This is a genomic window from Janthinobacterium sp. HH104, assembly GCF_001758715.1.
GTDB classification, from domain to species: Bacteria; Pseudomonadota; Gammaproteobacteria; order Burkholderiales; family Burkholderiaceae_D; genus Janthinobacterium; species Janthinobacterium aestuarii.
The window spans coordinates 61,098-82,037 of the sequence record NZ_LRIB01000034.1 but is presented as its reverse complement, the minus strand read 5'-3'; the positions used below and the strand labels follow the sequence as shown (position 1 = coordinate 82,037).

Annotated in this window: 17 protein-coding genes; 9 read left to right on the top strand and 8 right to left on the bottom strand. The window is 60.9% G+C overall.

The window, feature by feature from the left end:
- Positions 1–550 precede the first annotated feature (550 nt).
- The 5 genes from JAB6_RS13980 to JAB6_RS13960 all read right to left on the bottom strand — a co-directional run bounded on the left by JAB6_RS13980 (position 551) and on the right by JAB6_RS13960 (position 7,686).
- Positions 551–2,284, bottom strand: a complete 1,734-nt coding sequence (locus JAB6_RS13980; protein WP_070303312.1) for an MAG1210 family protein — start codon at positions 2,282–2,284, stop codon at positions 551–553.
- On the bottom strand, positions 2,281–3,018 hold the full coding sequence (locus JAB6_RS13975) for a LemA family protein (RefSeq protein WP_046685382.1): 738 nt from the start codon (positions 3,016–3,018) through the stop codon (positions 2,281–2,283). The genes JAB6_RS13980 and JAB6_RS13975 overlap by 4 nt, the downstream gene beginning before the upstream one ends.
- A gap of 710 nt (positions 3,019–3,728) precedes the next feature.
- The gene (locus JAB6_RS13970; protein WP_070303311.1) at positions 3,729–5,309 is read right to left on the bottom strand and encodes an isocitrate lyase; all 1,581 of its coding nucleotides are present in this window, start codon (positions 5,307–5,309) and stop codon (positions 3,729–3,731) included.
- 425 nt (positions 5,310–5,734) lie between these two features.
- Complete coding sequence (locus JAB6_RS13965) at positions 5,735–6,298, bottom strand: cysteine hydrolase family protein (protein ID WP_070303310.1); 564 nt, start codon at positions 6,296–6,298, stop codon at positions 5,735–5,737.
- Between the two features lie 83 nt (positions 6,299–6,381).
- Positions 6,382–7,686: an MFS transporter gene (locus JAB6_RS13960; protein WP_034760055.1), complete on the bottom strand. Its 1,305-nt coding sequence runs from the start codon at positions 7,684–7,686 to the stop codon at positions 6,382–6,384.
- 152 nt (positions 7,687–7,838) lie between these two features.
- On the opposite strand from JAB6_RS13960, the gene JAB6_RS13955 reads away from it, so the two are divergent.
- Complete coding sequence (locus tag JAB6_RS13955) at positions 7,839–8,555, top strand: SDR family oxidoreductase (RefSeq protein ID WP_070303309.1); 717 nt, start codon at positions 7,839–7,841, stop codon at positions 8,553–8,555.
- 3 nt (positions 8,556–8,558) lie between these two features.
- Here the strand turns inward: JAB6_RS13955 and JAB6_RS13950 are convergent, their stop codons facing one another.
- Entirely contained in the window at positions 8,559–8,837 is a 279-nt protein-coding gene (locus JAB6_RS13950) for a DUF1993 family protein (protein ID WP_070303308.1), read from the bottom strand.
- A 133-nt stretch (positions 8,838–8,970) separates the two neighbouring features.
- Here JAB6_RS13950 and JAB6_RS13945 point away from each other — a divergent pair, with 133 nt between their 5' ends.
- The 8 genes from JAB6_RS13945 to JAB6_RS13910 all read left to right on the top strand — a co-directional run bounded on the left by JAB6_RS13945 (position 8,971) and on the right by JAB6_RS13910 (position 16,868).
- Positions 8,971–9,393: a hypothetical protein gene (locus JAB6_RS13945; protein ID WP_070303307.1), complete on the top strand. Its 423-nt coding sequence runs from the start codon at positions 8,971–8,973 to the stop codon at positions 9,391–9,393.
- Between the two features lie 70 nt (positions 9,394–9,463).
- On the top strand, positions 9,464–10,429 hold the full coding sequence (locus JAB6_RS13940; RefSeq protein WP_070303306.1) for a bifunctional helix-turn-helix transcriptional regulator/GNAT family N-acetyltransferase: 966 nt from the start codon (positions 9,464–9,466) through the stop codon (positions 10,427–10,429).
- 85 nt (positions 10,430–10,514) lie between these two features.
- On the top strand, positions 10,515–11,153 hold the full coding sequence (locus tag JAB6_RS13935; protein WP_070303305.1) for a TetR/AcrR family transcriptional regulator: 639 nt from the start codon (positions 10,515–10,517) through the stop codon (positions 11,151–11,153).
- Positions 11,154–11,269: 116 nt separating this feature from the next.
- Positions 11,270–12,085, top strand: coding sequence for an alpha/beta fold hydrolase (locus JAB6_RS13930; protein ID WP_083292718.1), 816 nt, complete (start codon positions 11,270–11,272; stop codon positions 12,083–12,085).
- A 148-nt stretch (positions 12,086–12,233) separates the two neighbouring features.
- Complete coding sequence (locus JAB6_RS13925) at positions 12,234–14,438, top strand: TonB-dependent receptor (RefSeq protein ID WP_139143386.1); 2,205 nt, start codon at positions 12,234–12,236, stop codon at positions 14,436–14,438.
- An 84-nt stretch (positions 14,439–14,522) separates the two neighbouring features.
- Entirely contained in the window at positions 14,523–15,518 is a 996-nt protein-coding gene (locus tag JAB6_RS13920) for a PHB depolymerase family esterase (RefSeq protein ID WP_070303303.1), read from the top strand.
- A 213-nt stretch (positions 15,519–15,731) separates the two neighbouring features.
- Positions 15,732–16,394, top strand: a complete 663-nt coding sequence (locus JAB6_RS13915) for a hypothetical protein (protein WP_070303302.1) — start codon at positions 15,732–15,734, stop codon at positions 16,392–16,394.
- A gap of 39 nt (positions 16,395–16,433) precedes the next feature.
- Positions 16,434–16,868, top strand: coding sequence for a DUF695 domain-containing protein (locus JAB6_RS13910; RefSeq protein ID WP_052755885.1), 435 nt, complete (start codon positions 16,434–16,436; stop codon positions 16,866–16,868).
- On the opposite strand, the gene bla is transcribed toward JAB6_RS13910, so the two are convergent.
- The gene (bla, locus tag JAB6_RS13905; protein WP_070303301.1) at positions 16,869–17,762 is read right to left on the bottom strand and encodes a class A beta-lactamase; all 894 of its coding nucleotides are present in this window, start codon (positions 17,760–17,762) and stop codon (positions 16,869–16,871) included.
- Positions 17,755–20,430 (bottom strand): PAS domain-containing protein, encoded by a 2,676-nt coding sequence (locus tag JAB6_RS13900; protein WP_139143385.1) that lies wholly within the window; start codon positions 20,428–20,430, stop codon positions 17,755–17,757. The genes bla and JAB6_RS13900 overlap by 8 nt, the downstream gene beginning before the upstream one ends.
- Positions 20,431–20,940: the final 510 nt, after the last annotated feature.

Here is a 20,940-nt window from a genome sequence, read left to right as displayed (position 1 = left end):
AGGAGCAACGTTCTTCTGATGACGATGACAAGAGTCGTCAAGTTGAACCGGTAAGGCGGTGCGATATTCGGGTCTTGGTCATGCTAGGGGCATGTTGAGGGGCATAGCTAAGTGTTCGAAGTTCAAAGCTCGGAGATGTTGCGGCCTCCAGTGAAGGATAGGAATCCCCCTCTCGAAAAAACATAAAGCTACCCTCGGGTAGCTTTTTTTTTCATCTGTACGCGGAGAGAAGCACTTCGTTCCGCAGGCGCAGGGCGATGCTCTGCGAATTCTCTGTTTCGCCCTGCGCGCTCTGCGCGGGAGATTTGAAGGATCGGGCCTACCGGCCCTTTCCGAATCGACCAACTGCTACCGCTGCGCGGCAGCCCCGCGCGCCTGTGGCGCGCGTTCGTGGTTCTAATCAGCTTTATGAATGAGCATGCTTTTACGGCGCCTAGCGCAACAGTTCGTGTCCAAATGGTGGACCTTATCCCGCGTCTATGCCGGCACACAGCTTTATGATTTCATACTAAAGCGGCTAACTTCTGCCACTGCAATCCGCGAAGCTGCCCTAACCAGCCAAAACCGCCGAAACAATCGAGCGGCGAAGTACGGTCTTCCCGGCATCGATGCCACGCTGTGAAAACGCCGGCGGCAACGCGACTTCATCCGGAGCAATGTTGCCTGGCGAAGCCGTTTCCTTTACCAGCATGTTGGCGCTATTCTCGACCTCGAAGTACTCGTCCCAATGCACTGGAACTTGATGGGAGCGGCCATCTCCGCCTCTCACCGAGACGTAGTGGGTTCGCGCGATGCTGCGGAAGCCGCTGGCCGTTACCTGCACTTTCTGCGATCCGTCGGCCTCCTGTTGCATGGATGTCTTCAGGATACTTCGCGTGACGCACTCGGGATGCTTGAACATCGCCTCGCCGTGGTAATTGGCAATCGCTTCATGCTCCCAGAAACAGGGTTTGTGCGAATACGTGTCTTTATAGATGTCCGAGTGCGGTCGATGCTGTTGGTACAAGGGGATGGCAAGCAGCGGGGCGATCCCGAAGTAGAATGACTTGAAGAAATCGTTGTGATAGGCGTTGAAAAACATGCGCGCCTGGGCGAGTTCGTAGGCAAGAAATTTCTCCGGTGCGCCGCTGATATCGGTAGCGCGCATGTGTCCCGATTCCAGGACGTTGATCATGCGGGTTTTTTCGAATACGAAGGTGTCGCCAAAACCTGTTTGACTATCCTTGAGCAGCTTGAGCATTTCCTGTTGCGCCAATGGCGTGAACAACAGCCGGAACTGGACTTCATGGTTGCGGTCCGTGGCATCGAACAAGGCGTCGAATTCGCGGTTGGCCATCACCGTAAAAGTATGCCCCTCGTCGACATCGCGGGACTTTTCTTCCAGCTTCTTGATGGCGCGATTCTTCCTCCATTTGTCGAGGAAGCCGTCCTCTAGGCGGGAGAGTTTTGAAGGGTGGCGGCTGAACACGAGATCCGGCGCCGCTTCGTTGCCGTAGACGATAAATGTCTGGTTTTCGTACTCGGGCATCGGACGCTCGATCGATGCCCGCAGAGTTTCGTGACGGGTTCTGGTTTCCGATTTGCCTTGCGAATTGCGGTACTGTTCCGTCCAGCTGATAGCCAGCGAGCCATGGTATGTCTTGCTGCCCATCGAGTGTGACAAGGTGCGTGCAAGAATGAACGGGTTGCCGTTCAGTACGCCGCTGTGCGAGAACTCGATCGAGTGGTTCTCACCAAGATTGCCATACCAGCCAAAACTGTTGCGCAGCTCTTCCATGCGGCCGTTGCTGAAATACGGGTCGAATGCGATGCGAGGCACTGTTTGTTGCATCAGCTTCGCCACGATATCCCAGTCGTACAGGCGGTTCAGCGGCACCATCTGGCCCCAGGCCACGGCACGCTTTTCGTCGCAGGCATCCTGCAGCCGCTTTAACTGCGCGTCGGAATCGTTGATGATGCGGTTGAGCGTATGAATCGCAGCGGCAAGCGCAATCGCCGGGACCATGAGCCATGGCCATGCGTGATAGGCGTAGATATAGAGCGCCGCCAGTAACGCGGCCACGATGCTGGCGCCGCGCAGAATACGCCACCATTTGTTGCTGGAACCGGCGCCCGCGGCCTGCTTTTCGAGCACGCGTAGTTCTTGCACCGTCGTGATGTTGGTGTTCTCGTCCACGCCGGACTGGCGCACGAGGTCTTCGAAAAAGTCCGACGTATTGCTGGCGTGAGCATTTTTGAAATGGAAGGAATACTGCTCCAATGGTTCATGGACGTCGCTGATCAAAAGAAGACGCTCCGGGCGGCAGCCTTGGTTTCGGCGGAGGCAGTGAAAGGAATGCGCGTGGTATAACCTTGTCGCGCCGCAACGATCTGCTTGGTCGGCCAGGCAAAGACGTCCTGGTTCCACATGCCAACGGTATCGTTATACAGCGTGCGCGCGGCGGTCACTTCCTTTTGCAGATAACTGTTTTGGCGCATGGCATCGGCGATGACGGCTTGTGCCTTCAGATCGGGATAGGCTTCGCACGCCAGGCTGATGCGGGAAAAAATCCCGTCGATTTTCTGGGATGCCTGATTGCGTTCGGCATCGGGGTTTTGTCCACTCCGGTAAGCCGCTACCGACTTCATCACGTCCTTGTCGAGGTCGATCGCTTTTGCGACCAGGCCAACCACGTTGTTCAGGACGACGACGCGCTGTTCCAGGTAATTGTCGATCTGTGAAGCATCGGCCTGGATTTTCTGCTGCAGTTTGCGCAGATACGCCAGGGCGGAGATCTTCATGAACAGGAAGACCAGGCCTGGCAGTGCCCCCAGCACCAGGAGTGCCAAGCTGTACGTTTGCGGCAACGCACCGGTCAGCAGCGCCAAGCCTCCGATCAGCGGAAGGACGGTCCACAGGGCGATTTCAAATATGAGCGACCCGGTGCCGACTTGGACGGAAATCTGCTTGCTGATGACGTTGATGTCGCGCCCCTGCTCATTTATCGGGCCAGTTACTTCGTCCAAATCATTTGCCATGCTTGAAAATCCTTTGTATTGAGTGTTTCTTATTGAGCGACTATCGCTCGGTTACAAAATATTTCGCTTTAGCTTTTTAAGTGCGGGAGCGAAATGTCGGTGTATTGTGTATATTTCCCAAAATCAATTTTTTTGTCATCATATCTTGAAGGATGAGACCCTATCAAGGGCGGTCAAGCCGATATTTCACATAAAGTTTCGGGGGAAATCCTCCATACTTTCCGGTGTGGCCAATTTCAGACAGCCGCTTGCATAAACCCGGCGGCAGCGAGGCGGGGCACTGGATAAGGGATACCCGCTTCCAGCCGGCCATGGCGTTCCAATCAACTCCTTCTGGGCCGGCAGGCAATCCCCGCCCTCCACCGTATCTTCGGCTGCTCCAGCCCAGACTTTGCGGAGAAATAAATGATCAAGAATTTTTTAGGGCTTTGCCATCGGCAAATAGAGGAAATGCAGGAAGCGGCTGCAATACAACGGTGAAGTAACACTGTCGAGCTGGATGAACGACAGTATTAATTAATTTTTACGAATTTAATGACAGGAATGGCAGCACGGCCGGGTAGAACGATATCGATTGCCGTTAGCATCGGCGCTATCGATTCGCGCTATGCCTATCAAGCATTAACATCCATCAGCAAGCGGGATTGCCGTTCGGTTAACGAAAAAAACCCGCCGAAGCGGGTTTTTCACTTTACAGCCAATCCAAAAGCTCAGAACTGGTTCATCGTGTTGTCTTTGCCAGCCGCCTTCAGTGCCGCTTCGCCGCTGAAGTAATCCTTGTGATCGTCGCCGATGTCCGAGCCGGACATGTTTTGATGTTTCACGCAGGCGATGCCCTGGCGGATTTCCTTGCGCTGCACGCCGGCCACGTAGCCCAGCATGCCTTGGTCGCCGAAGTATTCCTTGGCCAGGTTGTCCGTCGACAAGGCTGCCGTGTGGTAGGTCGGCAGGGTGATCAGGTGGTGGAAGATGCCGGCTTCGCGGGCCGAGTCGGCTTGGAAGGTGCGGATCTTCTCGTCGGCGGCGATCGCCAGTTCCGTCTGGTCGTATTCCACGCTCATCAGCTGGGCGCGGTCATAGGCGGACACGTCCTTGCCTGCCGCTTTCATGCCGTCAAAGATTTGCTGGCGGAAGTTCAGGGTCCAGTTGAACGACGGGCTGTTGTTGTACACCAGCTTGGCGTTCGGGATGACCTTGCGGATTTCACTGACCATGCCGCCGATTTGCGCGATATGCGGTTTTTCCGTTTCGATCCACAGCAGGTCGGCGCCGTTTTGCAAGGAGGTGATGCAGTCGAGCACGCAACGCTCTTCGCCGGAACCGGCGCGGAACTGGAACAGGTTGCTTGGCAGGCGTTTAGGACGCAGCAGCTTGCCTTCGCGCTTGATGATGACGTCGCCATTGCCCAGCGCGTCGGCCGACACTTCTTCGCAGTCGAGGAAGGAGTTGTACTGGTCGCCCAGGTCGCCTGGTTCATTGGTGACGGCGATCTGCTTGGTCAGGCCGGCGCCCAGCGAATCGGTACGGGCGACGATGATGCCGTCGTCCACGCCCAGTTCCAGGAAGGCGTAGCGGATGGCGCGGATCTTGGCCAGGAAGTCTTCGTGTGGCACCGTGACTTTACCGTCCTGGTGGCCGCATTGTTTTTCGTCGGACACCTGGTTCTCGATCTGGATGCAGCAGGCGCCCGCTTCGATGAACTGTTTCGCCAGCAGATAGGTCGCTTCTGCATTGCCGAAACCGGCGTCGATGTCGGCAATGATGGGCACGACGTGGGTGACGTGGCCGTCGATCTTGGCCTGGATGGCTTGCTTCTCAGCACCTTGTGCAGCGTCCAGCTGGCGGAACAGGCCGCCCAGTTCGCGGGCATCGGCTTGGCGCAGGAAGGTGTACAGCTCGCGGATCAAGCTGGTGACGGCGGTTTTTTCATGCATCGACTGGTCTGGCAACGGGCCGAACTCGGAGCGCAGGGCGGCGACCATCCAGCCGGACAGGTAGAGGTAGCGGCGGTCGGTGCTGTTGAAGTGCTTCTTGATCGAGATCATCTTCTGTTGACCGATGAAACCGTGCCAGCAGCCGAGCGACTGGGTGTACTTGGATGGGTCCGCATCGTAGGCGGCCATGTCGTTGCGCATGATCTTCGCCGTGTACCTGGCGATGTCCAGGCCCGTCTTGAACTTGTTCTGGGCGCGCATGCGGGCGGCGGACTCGGGATTGATGGCGTTCCAGGCGCTACCTTGTTGGTCTTTCAAACCGGCAACAGCCTTGATGTCGTCTTGATATTGGGACATGTGTATCTCCTAAAGAAAAACTAAGTTTGAGAAAATCGTCGAGTGCGCCGCTTTGTCGATGCGAACTGCATGACTAAATAGTAGGCTTATCCGTATTGATTTTCAAGTCTTATATAAGACATATAACTTAAATTAAGTCTTTGTTTTTAATGGTATTAATTATTATTTTTCATGATATGAAATGAATTTTCAAAAAGTGAGAGAAATAATTGCTGAGTCCGTCACTTGAAATTTCGCGATGTGAAACGTCTTTTCAGATTTTGGTGCAGCGCGACAAATCGGGACGAAAAAAAGCCACCCGAAGGTGGCGCAAGCTTCTGCATGTCTGCAGGGAATGGGCGGGAGGCCTTGCGGGGAAGGCTGTTCCAGCGTGACTGTCGTGTGCTGGCAACAGCCTGGCGGGCACGATGGTGCGCCGGCGCAGGTCAGGGGCGGGACAGTGCATCGATTACGTCCGCAGCTGCCACCACGTGCGCATACTCGCCATGCAAATTGGCCAGCGCCATCGCATGCACCTCGTCCGCCGTTCTCGGCGTGCCCGCATAATCGACTTGCGCAAATGCAAAACACGCATCGGCGACAACTTGCGTGGCAAAGCCCAGATTGCCCGCCGTGCGTGCGCTCGACTCCACGGAATTGTTGGTGCTGACGCCCACGATGACAAGCTTGCTGATGCTGCGTACGCGCAGCCAGCGTTCCAGTCCCGAGTGGATGAAGGCATCGGGCACATTTTTCTCCACGACATGCTCCTCCGGCAAAGGCGCCAGCGCTGCCTGAAATTCCACGCCGGGTTGGCCCGGCCAGAAGGGAGAGCCTGGCGTTCTGGAAATGTGGCGCACGTGCACGACGGTGGCGTCTGCCGCGCGCCAGGCTTGCAGCAGGGCGGCAATCTGGTGTTCCGCAGCGGGATTGTTGTGGCTTCCGGCAGCGGGGCTGGCCATGCCTTGTTGCATGTCGATGATGATCAGTGCGGGATGGTGGGCATGCATGTTGGTAGCCTGGAATGGATGGCAGGCGCACTTGGCGCCTGCCTGGGGAATAGTGCCGGAGTGATTGGCGGAGGGTAGCGGGTCTAGCGTCCCACGGTCTGCCGCTGATCCTTGATGAACAGCGCCGTCAGCATGCCCACCACGCACACGCCGATCACATAATAGGCGGGGCCCAGCACGTTGTTCTTCAGCATCAGGGTCACGACCACGGGCGTCAGGCCGCCGAAAATCGCGTACGACAAATTGTAGGAGAACGACAGTCCCGAGAAGCGCACCTGGGCCGGGAACGCTTGCACCAGCACGTAGGGCACGGCGCCGACGACGCCGACGAACAGGCCCGTCATCGCGTACAGGGGCAGCAGCAGGTCGGGGCGGCTGCCGACGGTGGTGTAGAAGATATATGTACTGATGGCCAGCAGCACGGAGCCGACGAAGATCACGCGCTTGCCGCCCAGGCGGTCGGCCAGCATGCCGGCAATGATGCAGCCAAAGGCCAGGCACAGTGTCGCCACGGTATTGGCGACCAGGGTGGTGCGCGGCGCGATGTGGTGGATTTTTTGCAGCAGGGCAGGCGTCATCAGGATGACAACGACGATGCCGGCCGACAGCATCCACGTCAGTAGCATGGACACGACGACGGCGCCGCGGTGGCTGCGCAGCACGGATTTCAAGGGCATTTCCGTGGCCAGCGCCTTGCGTTGCTGCATTTCCGCAAAGACGGGCGTTTCATGCAGCCAGCGGCGCAGATACATGGCGCCGAAACCGAAGATGCCGCCCAGCAGGAATGGATAGCGCCAGGCGCCATCGGTGATTTCTGCCGGCGTGTAGACGGTGTTCAAGCCCGTCGCGACGAGCGAACCGAGCAGGATGCCGACCGTCAGGCCCGCCGTCAGCACGCCGCAGGCAAAGCCCGTGAAACGGCTCGGTACGTGTTCGGACACAAACACCCAGGCGCCCGGCACTTCGCCACCCACGGCCGCGCCCTGGAAGATGCGCATCAAGAGTAGCAGCAGCGGGGCGGCCAGGCCAATGGTGGCATACGTCGGCAGCAGGCCGATCAGCAGTGTCGGCACGGCCATCATCAGGATGGAGAGAGTAAACATGCGCTTGCGGCCGAGCAAGTCGCCGAAGTGGGCCATGACGATGCCGCCCAGCGGACGCACGACGTAGCCGGCGGCAAAGATGCCGAAGGTTTGCAGCAGACGCAGCCATTCCGGCATTTCCGGCGGGAAGAACAACTGGCCGATGGCGTTGGCAAAGAAGACGAAGATGATGAAATCGTAGAATTCTAGCGCGCCGCCGAGGGCGGCCAGCGACAGGGTTTTGTAGTCTTGCTGGGTGAGGGGACGGCTTGCGGCGTTGATTGCGGCGGTGTTGGAAGTAGGCATGTGTCTCGTTCTTGTGTGTTATCGGAGATTGCCAGAGCTAGCATACGCATTTCCGCCGCATGAGTAAACGCGGTGCGTATGGGGAGCAGCCTCAGCTGTGCTTAATACAACGCCGCTATCATCAGCGTTGACTTCATTGGAAAGGATACTGCATGAACATCATGATCGTGGGCGCCAGCCGGGGTCTGGGACGCGCGCTGGTCGACGGTTTGCTCGCTGACGGGCATGCCGTCATCGGCGTATCGCGCCAGCAACCTGCCGACTTGCCCGCCGGCCAGGGCACGCAGCTGCAATGGATCGCGGCGGACCTGGCAGCCCCTGCCGAGGCGGTCGAGCGCATTGCGCGCAAAGCGCCTGCCGCGCTGGACGCGGTGATCTACAACCTCGGTGTGTGGGAAGAAAAGGCGTTCAGCGATGACTACGCTTTTCTCGGCGATGCGGACGACGCCATCGTCGACATGGTCAATACCAACATCACGGCGACGATATTGCTGCTCAAGCGCCTCGTGCCCCGCTTGCTGGCCAGCAGCAAGCCGCAGCTGATACTCACGGGGTCGACGTCCGGCTTGCGCCAGAGCGGCCGCCCGGAAGTGACGTTCAGCGCGTCGAAATTCGCCCTGAACGGCATCGCCGACGCCTTGCGCGAAGGTTTCCGCGAACAGGGACTGGCCGTGACGGCGCTGCAGCTGGGCTACCTGAATACCTACGATGGCTTGGCCGTGCCGCTGGCGGACGCTGCCGCGCGGGGCGAAGGCGAGCTGATCCCCGTGCATGACGTCGTTGCCGTCGTGCGTATGCTGCTGAGCCTGTCGAATGCCTCGTTCGTGCGCGAACTGGTGATGCCGGCGCTGCGCGACGAGCGCTTTTAGGTTTTACGCCGGAAACAGCGCCCTGGCTTGCCGCATGTTGGCCGGTGCGGCGAGCTGGGGCAGCGCTTGCCGCGTCAGCCGACACACGGCTTCCTGCGCCTGGGTACACGTGAATTCCACCTGCCGCGCCAGGGTGTGGATGTCGGGCGCCAGCCGCGCGTCGAGCAGGTTTTGCGGATCGAAACCCAGCGCCTGGGCGCGTTCTTCACCTTTAGCTAACAGCGTCGTCAGGGAGCGCAACATCTGTGCAAAGCAGGGGACGGTGATGGCGTAGACCGACATGGATTTCCTCATTAAAGGGGCGAGAGCGATGCCGGCAGTATGCCCGGCCCAGCCGTGTTTCGGCGTGCCGGTTGAACATGCTACAGTCCGCCTTTGCCGCCAAGCTGGAGCGGCGCCCTCTGGATCATGCGCTATGCCCACTTGGACTTCCCCACCCCAACTCGTCGCCCTGGCCGCCTTTTATGCGCAGGCGCAAGCCCATCCTGAAACGCTCAGTGACGCTGTCTTCCTGGACACCGTGAAAGCCGCCCACTGGCCCACCAACTGCTGGAATTATGTGGAAGCGTCGTTCGCCATCATCGCGCCCGCCTGCCTGCTGCGTCCGCATTTGACCGCCGAGCTGATCGCCTTGCCCATTGCCGCCATGATCGCCGGCGGCCTGGACGATGCGGAACAAGTCATCGAAATCGGCCTGGCCTGCGCCACGCGCGACGCGCCGTATGTAGCGCCGAGCGAGGAGGGCAAGCGCTGGCTGATGCAGGTGTGGCCGGGACTGGGGGAGATGGTCGAGGCGGTATTCCAGACCAGACTTCAAGAGGCAATGGAAGAGGAGTAAGCCTGCGCTTGACCGGTAAAGCTGGTTTACGTTAGGGTATACGTAACTACTTACATATATTCTGTTCAACATGTCCTCCACCCTGCAAACCTACGGCTCCCTGATGCTGGCCAGCCGCCTGCGCCGTCTTTCCGATCAACTGTATGCCGGTGTCGATACCAGTTATGTGGCCGCTGGCGTCGAACTGACGTCGCGCTGTTTCCCTTTGTTATTGCTGCTGCGCGACAACGGCCCAACATCGATCACGGCCCTGGCCGCGCAGATCGGGCAGACGCATCCGGTGGTGGTGCAGCTGGGACGCAAGCTGCTCGATGCCGGCGTGGTGGCGGAGCTGCCGGACGCCAAGGACGAGCGGCGCCGCCTGCTGGCGCTGTCCGACGCCGGGCTAGCCTTGCTGCGCGAGATGGCGCCCCTGTGGGACGACGTGCGCGCGGCCGTCGACACCGTGTTCGAACACAGTACGCCGCAGCTGATGGCCAGCCTGGACCGGGCGGAAGCGCGCTTGCAGGCGCAAGGTTTCGGCGAGACCATCGCCGCCTGCCGGCGCCAGCGCGAGCAGGCCGCCGTGGAGATCATCGATTACGCCGCGCACTATGCGGCCGACTTCAAGCGTTTGAATATCGCATGGCTGGAACGCTATTTCTATGTCGAGGAACTGGATGACAAGGTGCTGTCCGATCCGCAGAGTTCGATCCTTGACGCTGGCGGGCAGATTTTCCTCGCGCGCCTCGATGGCAAGATCGTCGGCACTTGCGCCCTGATCCGCGCTGGCGACGCCAGCATCGAATTGTCGAAGATGGCTGTCACACCCGAATGCCAGGGCCTGGGCATCGCGCGCCGGCTGATCGAACGGGCCTTCGATGCCTTCGAGGCCAGCGGCGCGCAACTGCTGTTCCTGGAGTCGAACAGCAAGCTGGCGCCGGCCATCCGCCTGTACGAAAGCAGCGGTTTTACCCACGTGGCGCGGCCGGCCGGCGACGCCCATTACCAGCGCGCCGACGTCTACATGGAGTGGCAGGGCAGGCAGCACATTTGAACGCACCCATCGGCCGCCTCCCGCGTTACAATACGCGCACCCATAACGGAACCACGGTTCCACTATCGAGAGACGCCGACGCCGCATGCCTTCCTTTCCGATGCCCTTCCCGCAAATGATCGTTCCCCCCGAGCCCACCCAGGCGCGCAGCAAGCAGGCGTTCGAGCGCCTGCTACAGGTCGGTGAACAGTTACTGGCGGAAAACCGTTTCGATGAAATCGGCGTGGCCGACCTGGCGAAACTGGCGGAAACCTCGGTGGGCACGTTTTACCGTCTGTTGGGCGACAAGGACACCCTGAGCCGTTTGCTGCTGCAACGCTTTTTTTCCGACATGGTGGAAAAGGTCGAAACCCTGACGGAGCTGCGCCAGTGGGAAGGGCGCAGCCTGGAAGAATTCATCCGCGCCATGGTGGCCATGTTTGTGGCCGTGAATGGCGGACGCAGCGGCGTGCTGCGGGCCTTGATCACGCGCGCGTCGCAGGATGCGCAATTTCGCGACAGGGTGCACCAGATCAATCATCTGATCTCGCAACGCACTGTAGCCGTGCTGGCCAGCAAGTCATCGAGCATCGGCCACCCGAATCCGACACAGGCGATGATGGTGGTGCCGCCCGTGCTGCTGGGCATCCTCAACCAGCACACCCTGACGGGCTCGCTGTCCTTTTTGTCGGGTGCGGCGCTCGAGGATGAACTGGTGCGTGTTGCTTTAAATTACCTGACTTGAACTATTTAGCGATTTAACTTGAAATCGGAATTCGGATTCCGTATTATGTTTTCCAACAGCGGGAAAACATATTCCTGCACCTGAACACAAAGCATGTTCAACAGCAAGGAGACAGAATGCGGCGTCACACGACATCCGATGTTCCATTGCATTACCTCGACCTGGGTCTCGGCACGGGGCAGGGCGAGCCCGCGCAGTCAGAGCCCGTTTTCCTGTTGCACGGTCTCGGTTCCTGCGCCGAAGACTGGCGTCCGCAAATCGATGCGCTCGGCAGCACTTTTCGTTTGATCGTGCCCGACCTGCGCGGCCACGGCCGCAGTCCCGCGCCCAACGGCGACTGGCAGATCGGCGACTTCGCCAATGACCTCTTCAACCTGATGGACCAGCTCGACGTGCCGCGCGCGCACATCGTCGGCTTTTCCCTGGGTGGCATGGTGGGCCTGGAAATGGCCAACCGTGCGCCGGGCAGGGTGGCCAGTTTGTGCCTGATCAATTCTCAACCGTTCCAAGGCAGAAAACCTGCCGCGCTGCTGTTTGCCTACTGGCTGCGCCGCACGGTGATCGCCACGTTTGGCCTGAAAACCATGGGCAAGATCATCGGCAAGAAGCTGTTTCCCGATCCTGCCCAGCACGCACTCGTCGAGCGCTTCGCCACGCAGATGGCTGGCATGGACAAGCGCGCCTACCTGGCCGCACTGGACGCCATTTTCCACTGGGATATCGATCCTCACTTCCAGGCCCTGGCCATGCCCGTCTTCATCATGGCGGCCGACCAGGATTACACGCCCGTCGCCAGCAAGCGGGCCTTTGCCGCACAGTTTCAGCAGTGCGAGATCGAGATCATCGCGAACTCGCGCCACGCCACGCCTCTGGACCAGGCGCAGCGTGTGAATACCTTGTTGCAGTCCTTCCTTACTATAAATTCAAAATAAACAGGCCACTCGCCGCACGGGCCGAGGGCCGGGAAACAGTCATCGCAGGGCAGGTGCTCGCATTGCGCGCGCGGGTACCGTTACGTCTTGCAATCCTGGCATCCGGCCGTCTTCCCTGGTGGTAAGCAAGCCTGACATTGGAGACGCTATGAAACTTGCTTTGAAATTGATGCCCGCCGCCCTCGCCGTTGCAGGCGCCTTTGCCACCCAGGCCCAGGCGCAGGAAGCCAGCCCGGCTACTGCCACCACCACCCAGGAAGCCAGCGACGCGAAAGAACGCATGGAAACCGTGACGGTCTCCGCCCGCCGCCGCGAAGAACGCCTGCAGGACGTGCCGCTGGCCGTTACGGCGTTTTCCGCCAAGGCGCTGGAACGGGCGAATATCCAGAACCTGGCCGACTTGCAGGAGCGCGTGCCGAACTTGACCGTGTACGCGTCGCGCGGCACGAATACCACCTTGACGGCGTTTATCCGCGGTGTGGGCCAGGCCGATCCCGTCTGGGGCGTGGACCCGGGCGTGGGCATATATTTTGACGACGTCTACATGGCACGTCCGCAAGGCGCCTTGCTAGATGTGTTCGACGTGCAGCGCATCGAAGTGCTGCGCGGCCCGCAAGGCACGCTGTACGGCAAGAACACCATCGGCGGCGCCATCAAGTACATCTCGCGTCCGCTGGCGAAGGAAAAAGGCGCATCGGCGGAAGTGGGTATCGGCAACTACAACCAGCGCAACTTCAAGGCCGCCTTCAATCTGGCCAACGAGAGCGGCACCTGGCGCGCGCGCCTGGCGGCTGCCAAGCTGGACCGCGACGGTTTCGGCCGCAACACTTTCAATGGCGAGCAGGTCAGCGACCAGGACAGCACGGCCGCGCGCCTGTCCGTCGGCTATTTTCCGCAAGACATCCCTTTGACGGTCGTGCTGAGCCTGGACGCCACAGATGACAAGTCCGGCGTGCGCGGCTTCCAGCGCATGGGCGTGAGCGCTTTCGATCCGCTCAAGCGGCCGGCCAGCACGGATGCGTATGACATCCAGAGCGGCATGCCTGGCAACAACTTCACGCATAACCGGGGCGGCTCGCTGGTGGCCAACTACACCTTGTCGAACGACTGGTCCGTCAAAGTGATCGGCGCCAAGCGGCGCAGCACGTCCGAGCAAACCATCGACTTCGACGGCCTGCCGCAGCCGATTGCCGACGTGTTCGGCGACTCGCGCGACGAGCAAAAGAGCCTGGAGTTGCAGGCCTCGTACAGCGGGGATTACGGCGCCGGCGTGATCGGCCTGTACCGCTTCGAAGGCACGGCCGGCGGCGGCATCTACAACAATTTCCTGGGACGCCAGTTCACGGCCGCCGTCAGCACGGTCGAGACGGACAGCACGGCGCTGTACACGGACTGGACCTGGCCGCTGGGCAAGGTGTGGAGCATCAATGCGGGCTTGCGCCACACGCGCGAGGAAAAGCGCGCCATCGTCCTCAACCGCGCTTTTGCCGACGTGGGCTTTACGCGGCCCATCCAGACGGCGGCCGATTTCGATAAATCACTCTCCGTCAGCAATACTTCGCCGAAACTGTCCGTGCGCTACGAAGCGTCGAAGACGACGAATTTCTACAGCAACCTGTCGCGCGGTTTCAAGTCGGGCGGCTATAACGTGCGCGCCAACAACCTGGTGGTGCCGGACTCGGCGCGGCCGTACAAGGATGAAAAACTCGACGCGCTGGAAGTGGGCATGAAATACGCGGCGCCGGACGACACGTTCGACGCCAACGTGGCCCTGTTTTACAACCGCTACAAGGATATCCAGTTGTCCGTGTTTACCAGCTATGTGCAGCCGGGCGGCGTGCCGGGCTTCTATGGCGACTTCACGAATGCGGGCAAGGCGACCGTGAAAGGCGCCGAGTTCGAATTTTCGTGGCGGCCGAACCGCCAGTGGGAAGTCAACGGTTTCCTCGCCCTGCTGAACGCCAGCTATGACGAGTTCATGAGCGGCGGCAAGAACATCGCGGATACGCAAAAGTTCAGCAATACGCCAGCCCGGCAAGTGGGCTTGAATCTGACGCGCACGGACCGCGACGTCTTCGGCGGCGCCTTGCGCAGCATGGTCGGCTATGGCTACCGCAGCAAGGTCTACCCGACCACGGACTTGAGCGAAACGCTGGCGCAGGGCGGCTACAGCATCTGGACGGCTGGCGTCGTGTGGGAAGCGCCGAAGAACTGGACCTTCAGCCTGCACGGCAGCAACCTGGGCAACAAACGTTACCGCACGGATGGCTACAACATTCCGGCCGTGTTCATCCTTGACGGTTTCTACGGTCCGCCGCGCCAGATCATCGCCAAGGTTGGTTACAAGTTCTAAAAGGTTGTTGAAGTGCCAGCCTGGTTAGCGCCAGGCTGGTTTGTTGTCGCTGTTTTCGTCCTTAATAACAATCAGGAGACTGGCATGGCACATCTGCATCACCAACTACGTCACTTCGTATCCGCACTCATCGCCGCCTGCGGCTTGCTGGCCGCGTTGCCGGCTGCCGCCGGGCAGTGGGACTTCGGCCTGTACGCGAGCCTGTGGGGTTCGCGCGAATACCAAGTCTGGCTACCGAGCAACTACAATCCGAACACGCCGCTGCCCATGGTGCTGATGCTGCACGGCTGCGGTTCCGAGCCCAACAGCATGGCCGCCGTCAGCCGCTATAACCAGCTGGCGGACAGTGAAAACTTCATCGTCGTTTATCCGCGCCAGAACGTCACGGCCAATCCCATGCGCTGCTGGAACTTCATGTTGCCGCTGAACCAGGAGCGGGGCACGGGCGAGCCGGCCGTGCTGATGGGCATCTTGAACAAGGTCAAGAACCAATATGCGGTGCAGGATAGCCGCGTGTATGTGACGGGTATCTCGGCGGGCGGCGCCATGGCGTCCATCATGGCCGCCTGTTACTCGGACGTGTTCGCCGCCGTGATGGTGCATTCGGGCGGTATGTACAAGGGCGCCATCGGCCTGGTCACGGCCGCCGACTCGCTGTTCAACGGCAGCTCGTTCGATCCGAAAGTACGGGGCAAGGATGCGTGGCGCTGCTCCGGCTCGCCGCGCCGGTTGATGCCGACGATGGTATTCCACGGCACGTCCGACATCGTCGTCAATCCCGTCAACGGCGAGCAAACCATCGAGCAATTCCTGCAGACCAGCGACTACGGCGACGATGGCCTCGACAATGACAGCGTGCGCTACCGTGCCGACAGCATCTTGCGCCAGACCGTGCCGTACGGCCGCAGCTACTCCATCGACACCTATCTGCGCAACGGCGCCGTCATCGCGCAAAAATACACGGTCGAGGGCATGAATCACGCGTGGAGCGGCGGCCCTCCCGGCTGGCCCTTCAGCGATGAACTGGGCCCGGACGCCACCGTGATCAGCTGGAATTTCTTCAAGAATTACCAGCGCTGATGGCGTGAGGAAGTTGCAGCTTGGATAGTGGGGCGCAGCGATTGCGCCCCATTTTTATACTGGAACGTACGCTGTGCCCCGTCGCGCCCGAGGACGTCAGCTTGCACACGTCCTGACGCGCGCTTCTCCCGGTATTTCCTGCTAACTATATAATCTGCGCTTGGGCGATACCCGCCCTTGAACGTCGATTGAAGGAATGCCATGCCAGGATACATGCCAGCTTATTTCGTGCGCCCCTTGGCGCTGTGTGTCGTGTCGGCTCTGTGCCTCTCTGCCAGTGCCGCCGAGGCGGTGGCGGTCGATGCGCAGCAGCGCGCGTCTTTGCTGGAATTTTATGCGCAGCAATATCCGGGCGAGCCCGCAGCGCGCACCGTGTTCGAGAGCGTTCCCGTGGTGGGCGGACGCGGCAGCGAAGTGGTGGGCAGCGTGGAAACGTCGCCGTATCGTGGCCATGGTGCGCTGTGCCGGACGCAGCGCACCAAGTTCGTGCTGCACGGCGAGGGCAAGCAGGCGCGCTGGCAGGAGGCGGGGATGGAGTATTACGCCTGGCTCGACCGTGGCACCTGCCGCGCGGTGGCCGAACCCGTGCGCATGCTGCAGCGTGTCCCTGATGGGGAACTGGAAGGTGTGTTGCTTTATCAAAAGTCGCTGCTGGAACGGGCGCGCTTGCTGATGGCTGGCAATACGGCTTGCGCCCCGTTGCGGGCGCTGAAGTTTTCGCTGGCGGCCGTCGACGTGGGCGCCGCCGCACCGCGTGCGGAAGAGCGCTATGCGCTCGTGTTCAAGAGCGACCGCGACAGCTACGCCCGTGTCTGGCTGCGCAAGAGCGGTGCCCAGTATGACGCATGGAATGTGACTTGCCCGCCAGTGCTGTAAGCTGCGCACCCTCGATTTATTTTTTTGACTGTTGCAACCATGAACGAAAATTCCACTTCCGCCCGCAGCTGGGGCACCATCGTCACGCATAGCGACGAGATGGCCATCATCTATCGCTATGTAGATACTTTCCATGATGACTGGGACTTGTCGTCGCAGCCGGACCGCATCATCATTGCCTGGCGTTATGAGGACGAAACGGGCATGCCCGCGCCGAACGAGCGCGAGCACATGGAGGAACTGGAAGCGGCGCTGGCGCCCGTGGTGGAAGAAGACGGCTTCGCCACCCTGGCGCTGGTGTCCACGGGCGAAAACTTGCGCGAATGGATTTATTACACGCAGTCGGGCGAAGAGTTTTTCAATCGCCTGAACACGGCGCTGGCGCCGCGTCCAAAGTTCCCGATCGAAATCCGCAGCGCCGCCGACCCCGCATGGTCCACGTATGCGGGGTTTATGGCGGCGTTACCGAAGTAATTACACCAATGCGGCCGTCACGATGCGTGTGGCGGCCGTGATGATGTCCTGATTCGTGTCCGCTTTTTTCTGTTCGCGCGTGTAATACACGGCGATGACCAGCGGTGCGCCGCTGGCCGGGTAGGCGACGCCGATGTCGTTGACGCTGCCATAGGCGCCCGAGCCCGTTTTATCGGCCACTTGCCAGCCGGCAGGCACGCCGGCGCGGATGCGTTTGTCTCCCGTCGTGTTGCCGCGCATCCAGGTATCGAGTTGCTGGCGCTGCGGTGCCGGCAAGCTATTTCCCAATAATAATTGCTGCAAGCTGTGCGCCATCGACGCGGGGCTGGCCGTGTCGCGCACTTCGCCGGGGATGGCGCTATTCAATTCCGTTTCCCAGCGTTCCAGCTGGAACACCGTATTGCCGATGCTGCGCGCAAACGCCGTCACGGCTTGCGGCCCGCCTAATAATGTCATCAAGAAATTGGCTGCGCTATTGTCGCTGTATTGCAAGGTGGCGGCGCACAGATCGGCCACGCTCATGCCGTCGGCCAGATGCTTTTCCGTGATGGGCGAGTAGGTGACCAGTTCTTTTTTCTCGTAACGCACATGCTGGTCCAGCAAGCCCGGCTGGCTGACGCTGCGGGCCAGTACGGCACCCGCCAGCATGGCCTTGAAAGTGCTGGCTAGGGGAAAGCGTTCGTCGGCGCGATAGGCAACGCGCAGCTCGCTGCCCTGGCGCCAGGCAGCAACGCCGAGGCGTCCGCCTGCGGCTTGTTCCAGCGCGGCCAGTTGCGTCTGGGCCGTGGCGATGCTGGTGGCGGGCGCGGCAAACAGCAGCGGTGCCGGGCACAGCAGGGTAGCGCCGCCGGCCAGCAGGAGGTTGCGGCGGACGTGGTTCAGGGATTCAGTCATGGTCTGTCAGTGTTTTTGGAGTGGAAAGAGTTGCCAGCAGTTCGCCGATGGCGAGCAGGTTGGCCGGTTTGGTCAGATGGTGGTCGAAGCCGGCCGCGCTCGATTGGCTACGGTCGTTTTCTGCGCCCCAGCCCGTCAATGCAACGAGCACGACGTTGGTGCCGGCCGGTATCCGGCGCAGCGCGCGCGCCACTTCGTAGCCGTTCATCCCGGGCAGGCCGATGTCGAGGAAGATGACGTCCGGTAAGAACTGCGGCGCCACGGCCAGGGCTTGCGCGCCATCATGGGCCACTTGCGTGGCATGGCCCATCATGTCGAGCACGGCGGCGAGGGTAACGGCCGCGTCGACATTGTCGTCGACCACCAGCACGCGGAACTGCGGTCCGCTGGCGGTAATGGCGGGCGCGGCGGGCGATGCGGGTGTTGCTGGCGCCGCCGCCAGCAGCGGCAAGCGTACGCTGAAGGTACTGCCCAGACCGGCGCCGGGACTGGCCACCGCGGCGCTGCCGCCATGCAACTCGGCCAGGCGACGCACGAGCGACAGGCCGATGCCCAGGCCGCCCTGAGCCCTTCCCATGTTTTGCCCCACTTGCGTGAACATGTCAAACACGGTCGTAATCGATTCAGCGGGTATGCCCACGCCGCTGTCTTCCACCTCGATCAGCGCCGCGTTGCCGTCGCGCCGCGCGCGCAAGGCGATGTGGCCGCCGGCCGGCGTGTACTTGGCGGCATTGTTGAGCAAATTGCCCAGCACTTGCGCCAGGCGCGTGGGGTCGGCCTCGAGCGGCAGCGCCTGCTCGTCGAGTTCTACACGCAACTGGTGGCGGCCCGCTTCGATCAGTGGCATGCTCGTCTCCACGGCGCAAGCGATGATGGCTTTCAAGTCCGTGCGTTCGAGCTTGAGTTCGATCTGGCCCCGCGTGATGCGGGCCACGTCGAGTAAATCATTGACCAGATGCACCATTTGATTGACCTGCCGCTCCATCACGTCGCGCACGCGCGCCACGGTGGCGGGCTTGTCGGCGGCCAGGCGCATGATCTGCAAGCCGTTGCGGATGGGCGCGAGCGGGTTGCGCAGTTCGTGCGCCAGGGTAGCGAGGAATTCCGTCTTGCGCCGGTCCATTTCGGACAGGTTGTCGGCCAGCTGGCGCAATTGCTGCTCCGAGCGCTTGCGCTCGCTGATGTCGCTGAACAGCACCGTCAGCAGGCGGCTGCCGGGGCCGCCCAGGCGCGCGGCGAAGACTTCGAACCAGCGCTCCATGGCCACGGCTTCGTTTTCATAGCGCACGGGCTCGCCCGTCTTGACGACCTGGTCGTACAGGTCGAACCAGTGCTGGTCGTGGTCGGGCACGAAGCTGCGGATGGTCTTGCCGATGGCGTTTTCCAGTCCCGACTGCTTGGCGAATGTGGGATTGCCTTCGAGGTAGCGGAAATCGACGGGACGGCCTTGCTCGTCGTACAGCATTTCGATGACGCAAAAGGCTTGGTCCATCAGTTCGATCAGGGTGCGGTAGCGTTCCTCGCTGCGGCGCAGCGCATCTTCCACCTGCTTCTGGCGCGTGATGTCGAGCAGGACGCCGGGCAATTGCAGGGGCGTTCCATCGGGCGCGTATTCCGCGCGGCCCCGCGCGATGACCGAGCGGTACTGGCCATCGCCGGCGCCGACGCGGTAGCTGGCCTCGAACGGCGTGTGTGCGTGCAGCGCCTCGGTAATCTGCGCGCTGACTTGTTCTCGGTCATCGGGATGGATGATGTCCATGTAGCGCGCCAGTGGCGCCGCCGTGGCCGTATCGGCATTGACGGGGAACAAACGCGCCATATTGCTGTCGGCTGTGACCCGGTCGGCAACGATGTCCCAGTTCCAGGTGGCCACTTCGCCCGCCGCCAGGGTCAGGCGCAGGGTTTCCTCGTTCTGCTTGCTGGCAGTCAGGTCGAGCGAGATACCGGACAGGGCGATCACGTTGCCGGCGCCGTCGCTGGCGCAGGTGCCACGCATGTGCGCCCAGTGCAACGAACCATCGGGCCAGCGCACGCGGATGTCGATTTCGAAATCGCCGGCGCTGGCGATGGCCGCGTGCACGACCGCTTGCCAGTGCTGCAGGTCGCCGTCGAGCATGGCGCCCGTCAGCTGCGCGTAATCGATGTGGCTGTCAGGCGGCAAGCCCAGATTGGCCTTGAAGGCGTCGGAGCCGGCCATGCTGCCGCTGCCCAGGTCGATCTCCCACGTACCCATGCGGCCACCTTGCATGGCCAGGCGCAGCCGCTGTTCCGTCTGGCGTTGCTGCGTCACGTCGCAATGCGAACCGAGCCATTCAACGATGCTGCCATCGGGCGCCAATACCGGCAGCATGCGCACGAGCATATTGCGGTAGGCGCCGCTGACGTGGCGCAGCCGGTATTCCGCTTCGAACACGCTGGTCAGATGCGACGGCACGACGTAAGGCAAGTTGCGGTCGTCCGGATGCAGGGCATTGACCCAGCCGCGGCCCAGCAGTTCGGCCTCGGTCTGACCCGTGAAGGCGCGCCAGGTGGGCTGGTCGGCATCGAACTGGCCGAAGGTTTTCGTGCTCCAGACGATGTCGCAATGGGCGCTCAGCAGTAAATGCGCCGCCTGGGCGGCGACGGTGGAGGACGGGACGGCATTGCTAGGCAGGCTGGGTTCTGGCATGGCGGCGATCAACGATGGTGCAGGGGGCCGCGGCCGCACTGGAATGGGGCGGCATGGCAGCGCAAGTCTGGCGATATTACAACTATTTTTACCGTCGGGGCTGTCTTGCAGGATGCCAATTTCGCTTTCGTCTGGCCTGGCGAAAAAGGCATGCCATACGGCAAGTCATCAGGCCAAATAGCAAGGCAAGGGCGTTATTGTGGCTGAATAACCACTAGTCGGCCCTTTATGTTGATGAATGAATATTTTACATAACAATATTCTTGCAGCGCATAAGGCGCTTGAATTAAATTGGCGCCTTACTCAAAAGTTGGTGTTCATCAGACATCCCGGAGATGCGGCCGCTACCGCTGTCAGCTAGCACGACAGCCAGGGCAGAGCCAGTGACACCAGGAGCGGAGAGACATCCGCTCGCGCTGCTGCACCGTGATGGTGCACACGATCATCCAGCGCCGTACATAAGCCGGAGACAGGTTTCGCAATTCTTTTTTTAAACTTCTGGGAAACAAC

Coding starts and splice junctions, on each gene's coding strand:
- JAB6_RS13940 (WP_070303306.1), top strand. CDS start 9,464: ATGTCCTCCACCCTGCAAACCTACGGCTCCCTGATGCTGGCCAGCCGC.
- JAB6_RS13915 (WP_070303302.1), top strand. CDS start 15,732: ATGCCAGCTTATTTCGTGCGCCCCTTGGCGCTGTGTGTCGTGTCGGCT.
- JAB6_RS13975 (WP_046685382.1), bottom strand. CDS start 3,018: ATGGCAAATGATTTGGACGAAGTAACTGGCCCGATAAATGAGCAGGGG.
- JAB6_RS13955 (WP_070303309.1), top strand. CDS start 7,839: ATGAACATCATGATCGTGGGCGCCAGCCGGGGTCTGGGACGCGCGCTG.
- JAB6_RS13970 (WP_070303311.1), bottom strand. CDS start 5,309: ATGTCCCAATATCAAGACGACATCAAGGCTGTTGCCGGTTTGAAAGAC.
- JAB6_RS13935 (WP_070303305.1), top strand. CDS start 10,515: ATGCCTTCCTTTCCGATGCCCTTCCCGCAAATGATCGTTCCCCCCGAG.
- JAB6_RS13910 (WP_052755885.1), top strand. CDS start 16,434: ATGAACGAAAATTCCACTTCCGCCCGCAGCTGGGGCACCATCGTCACG.
- JAB6_RS13945 (WP_070303307.1), top strand. CDS start 8,971: ATGCCCACTTGGACTTCCCCACCCCAACTCGTCGCCCTGGCCGCCTTT.
- JAB6_RS13920 (WP_070303303.1), top strand. CDS start 14,523: ATGGCACATCTGCATCACCAACTACGTCACTTCGTATCCGCACTCATC.
- JAB6_RS13950 (WP_070303308.1), bottom strand. CDS start 8,837: ATGTCGGTCTACGCCATCACCGTCCCCTGCTTTGCACAGATGTTGCGC.
- JAB6_RS13930 (WP_083292718.1), top strand. CDS start 11,270: ATGCGGCGTCACACGACATCCGATGTTCCATTGCATTACCTCGACCTG.
- bla (WP_070303301.1), bottom strand. CDS start 17,762: ATGACTGAATCCCTGAACCACGTCCGCCGCAACCTCCTGCTGGCCGGC.
- JAB6_RS13925 (WP_139143386.1), top strand. CDS start 12,234: ATGAAACTTGCTTTGAAATTGATGCCCGCCGCCCTCGCCGTTGCAGGC.
- JAB6_RS13900 (WP_139143385.1), bottom strand. CDS start 20,430: ATGCCAGAACCCAGCCTGCCTAGCAATGCCGTCCCGTCCTCCACCGTC.
- JAB6_RS13960 (WP_034760055.1), bottom strand. CDS start 7,686: ATGCCTACTTCCAACACCGCCGCAATCAACGCCGCAAGCCGTCCCCTC.
- JAB6_RS13965 (WP_070303310.1), bottom strand. CDS start 6,298: ATGCATGCCCACCATCCCGCACTGATCATCATCGACATGCAACAAGGC.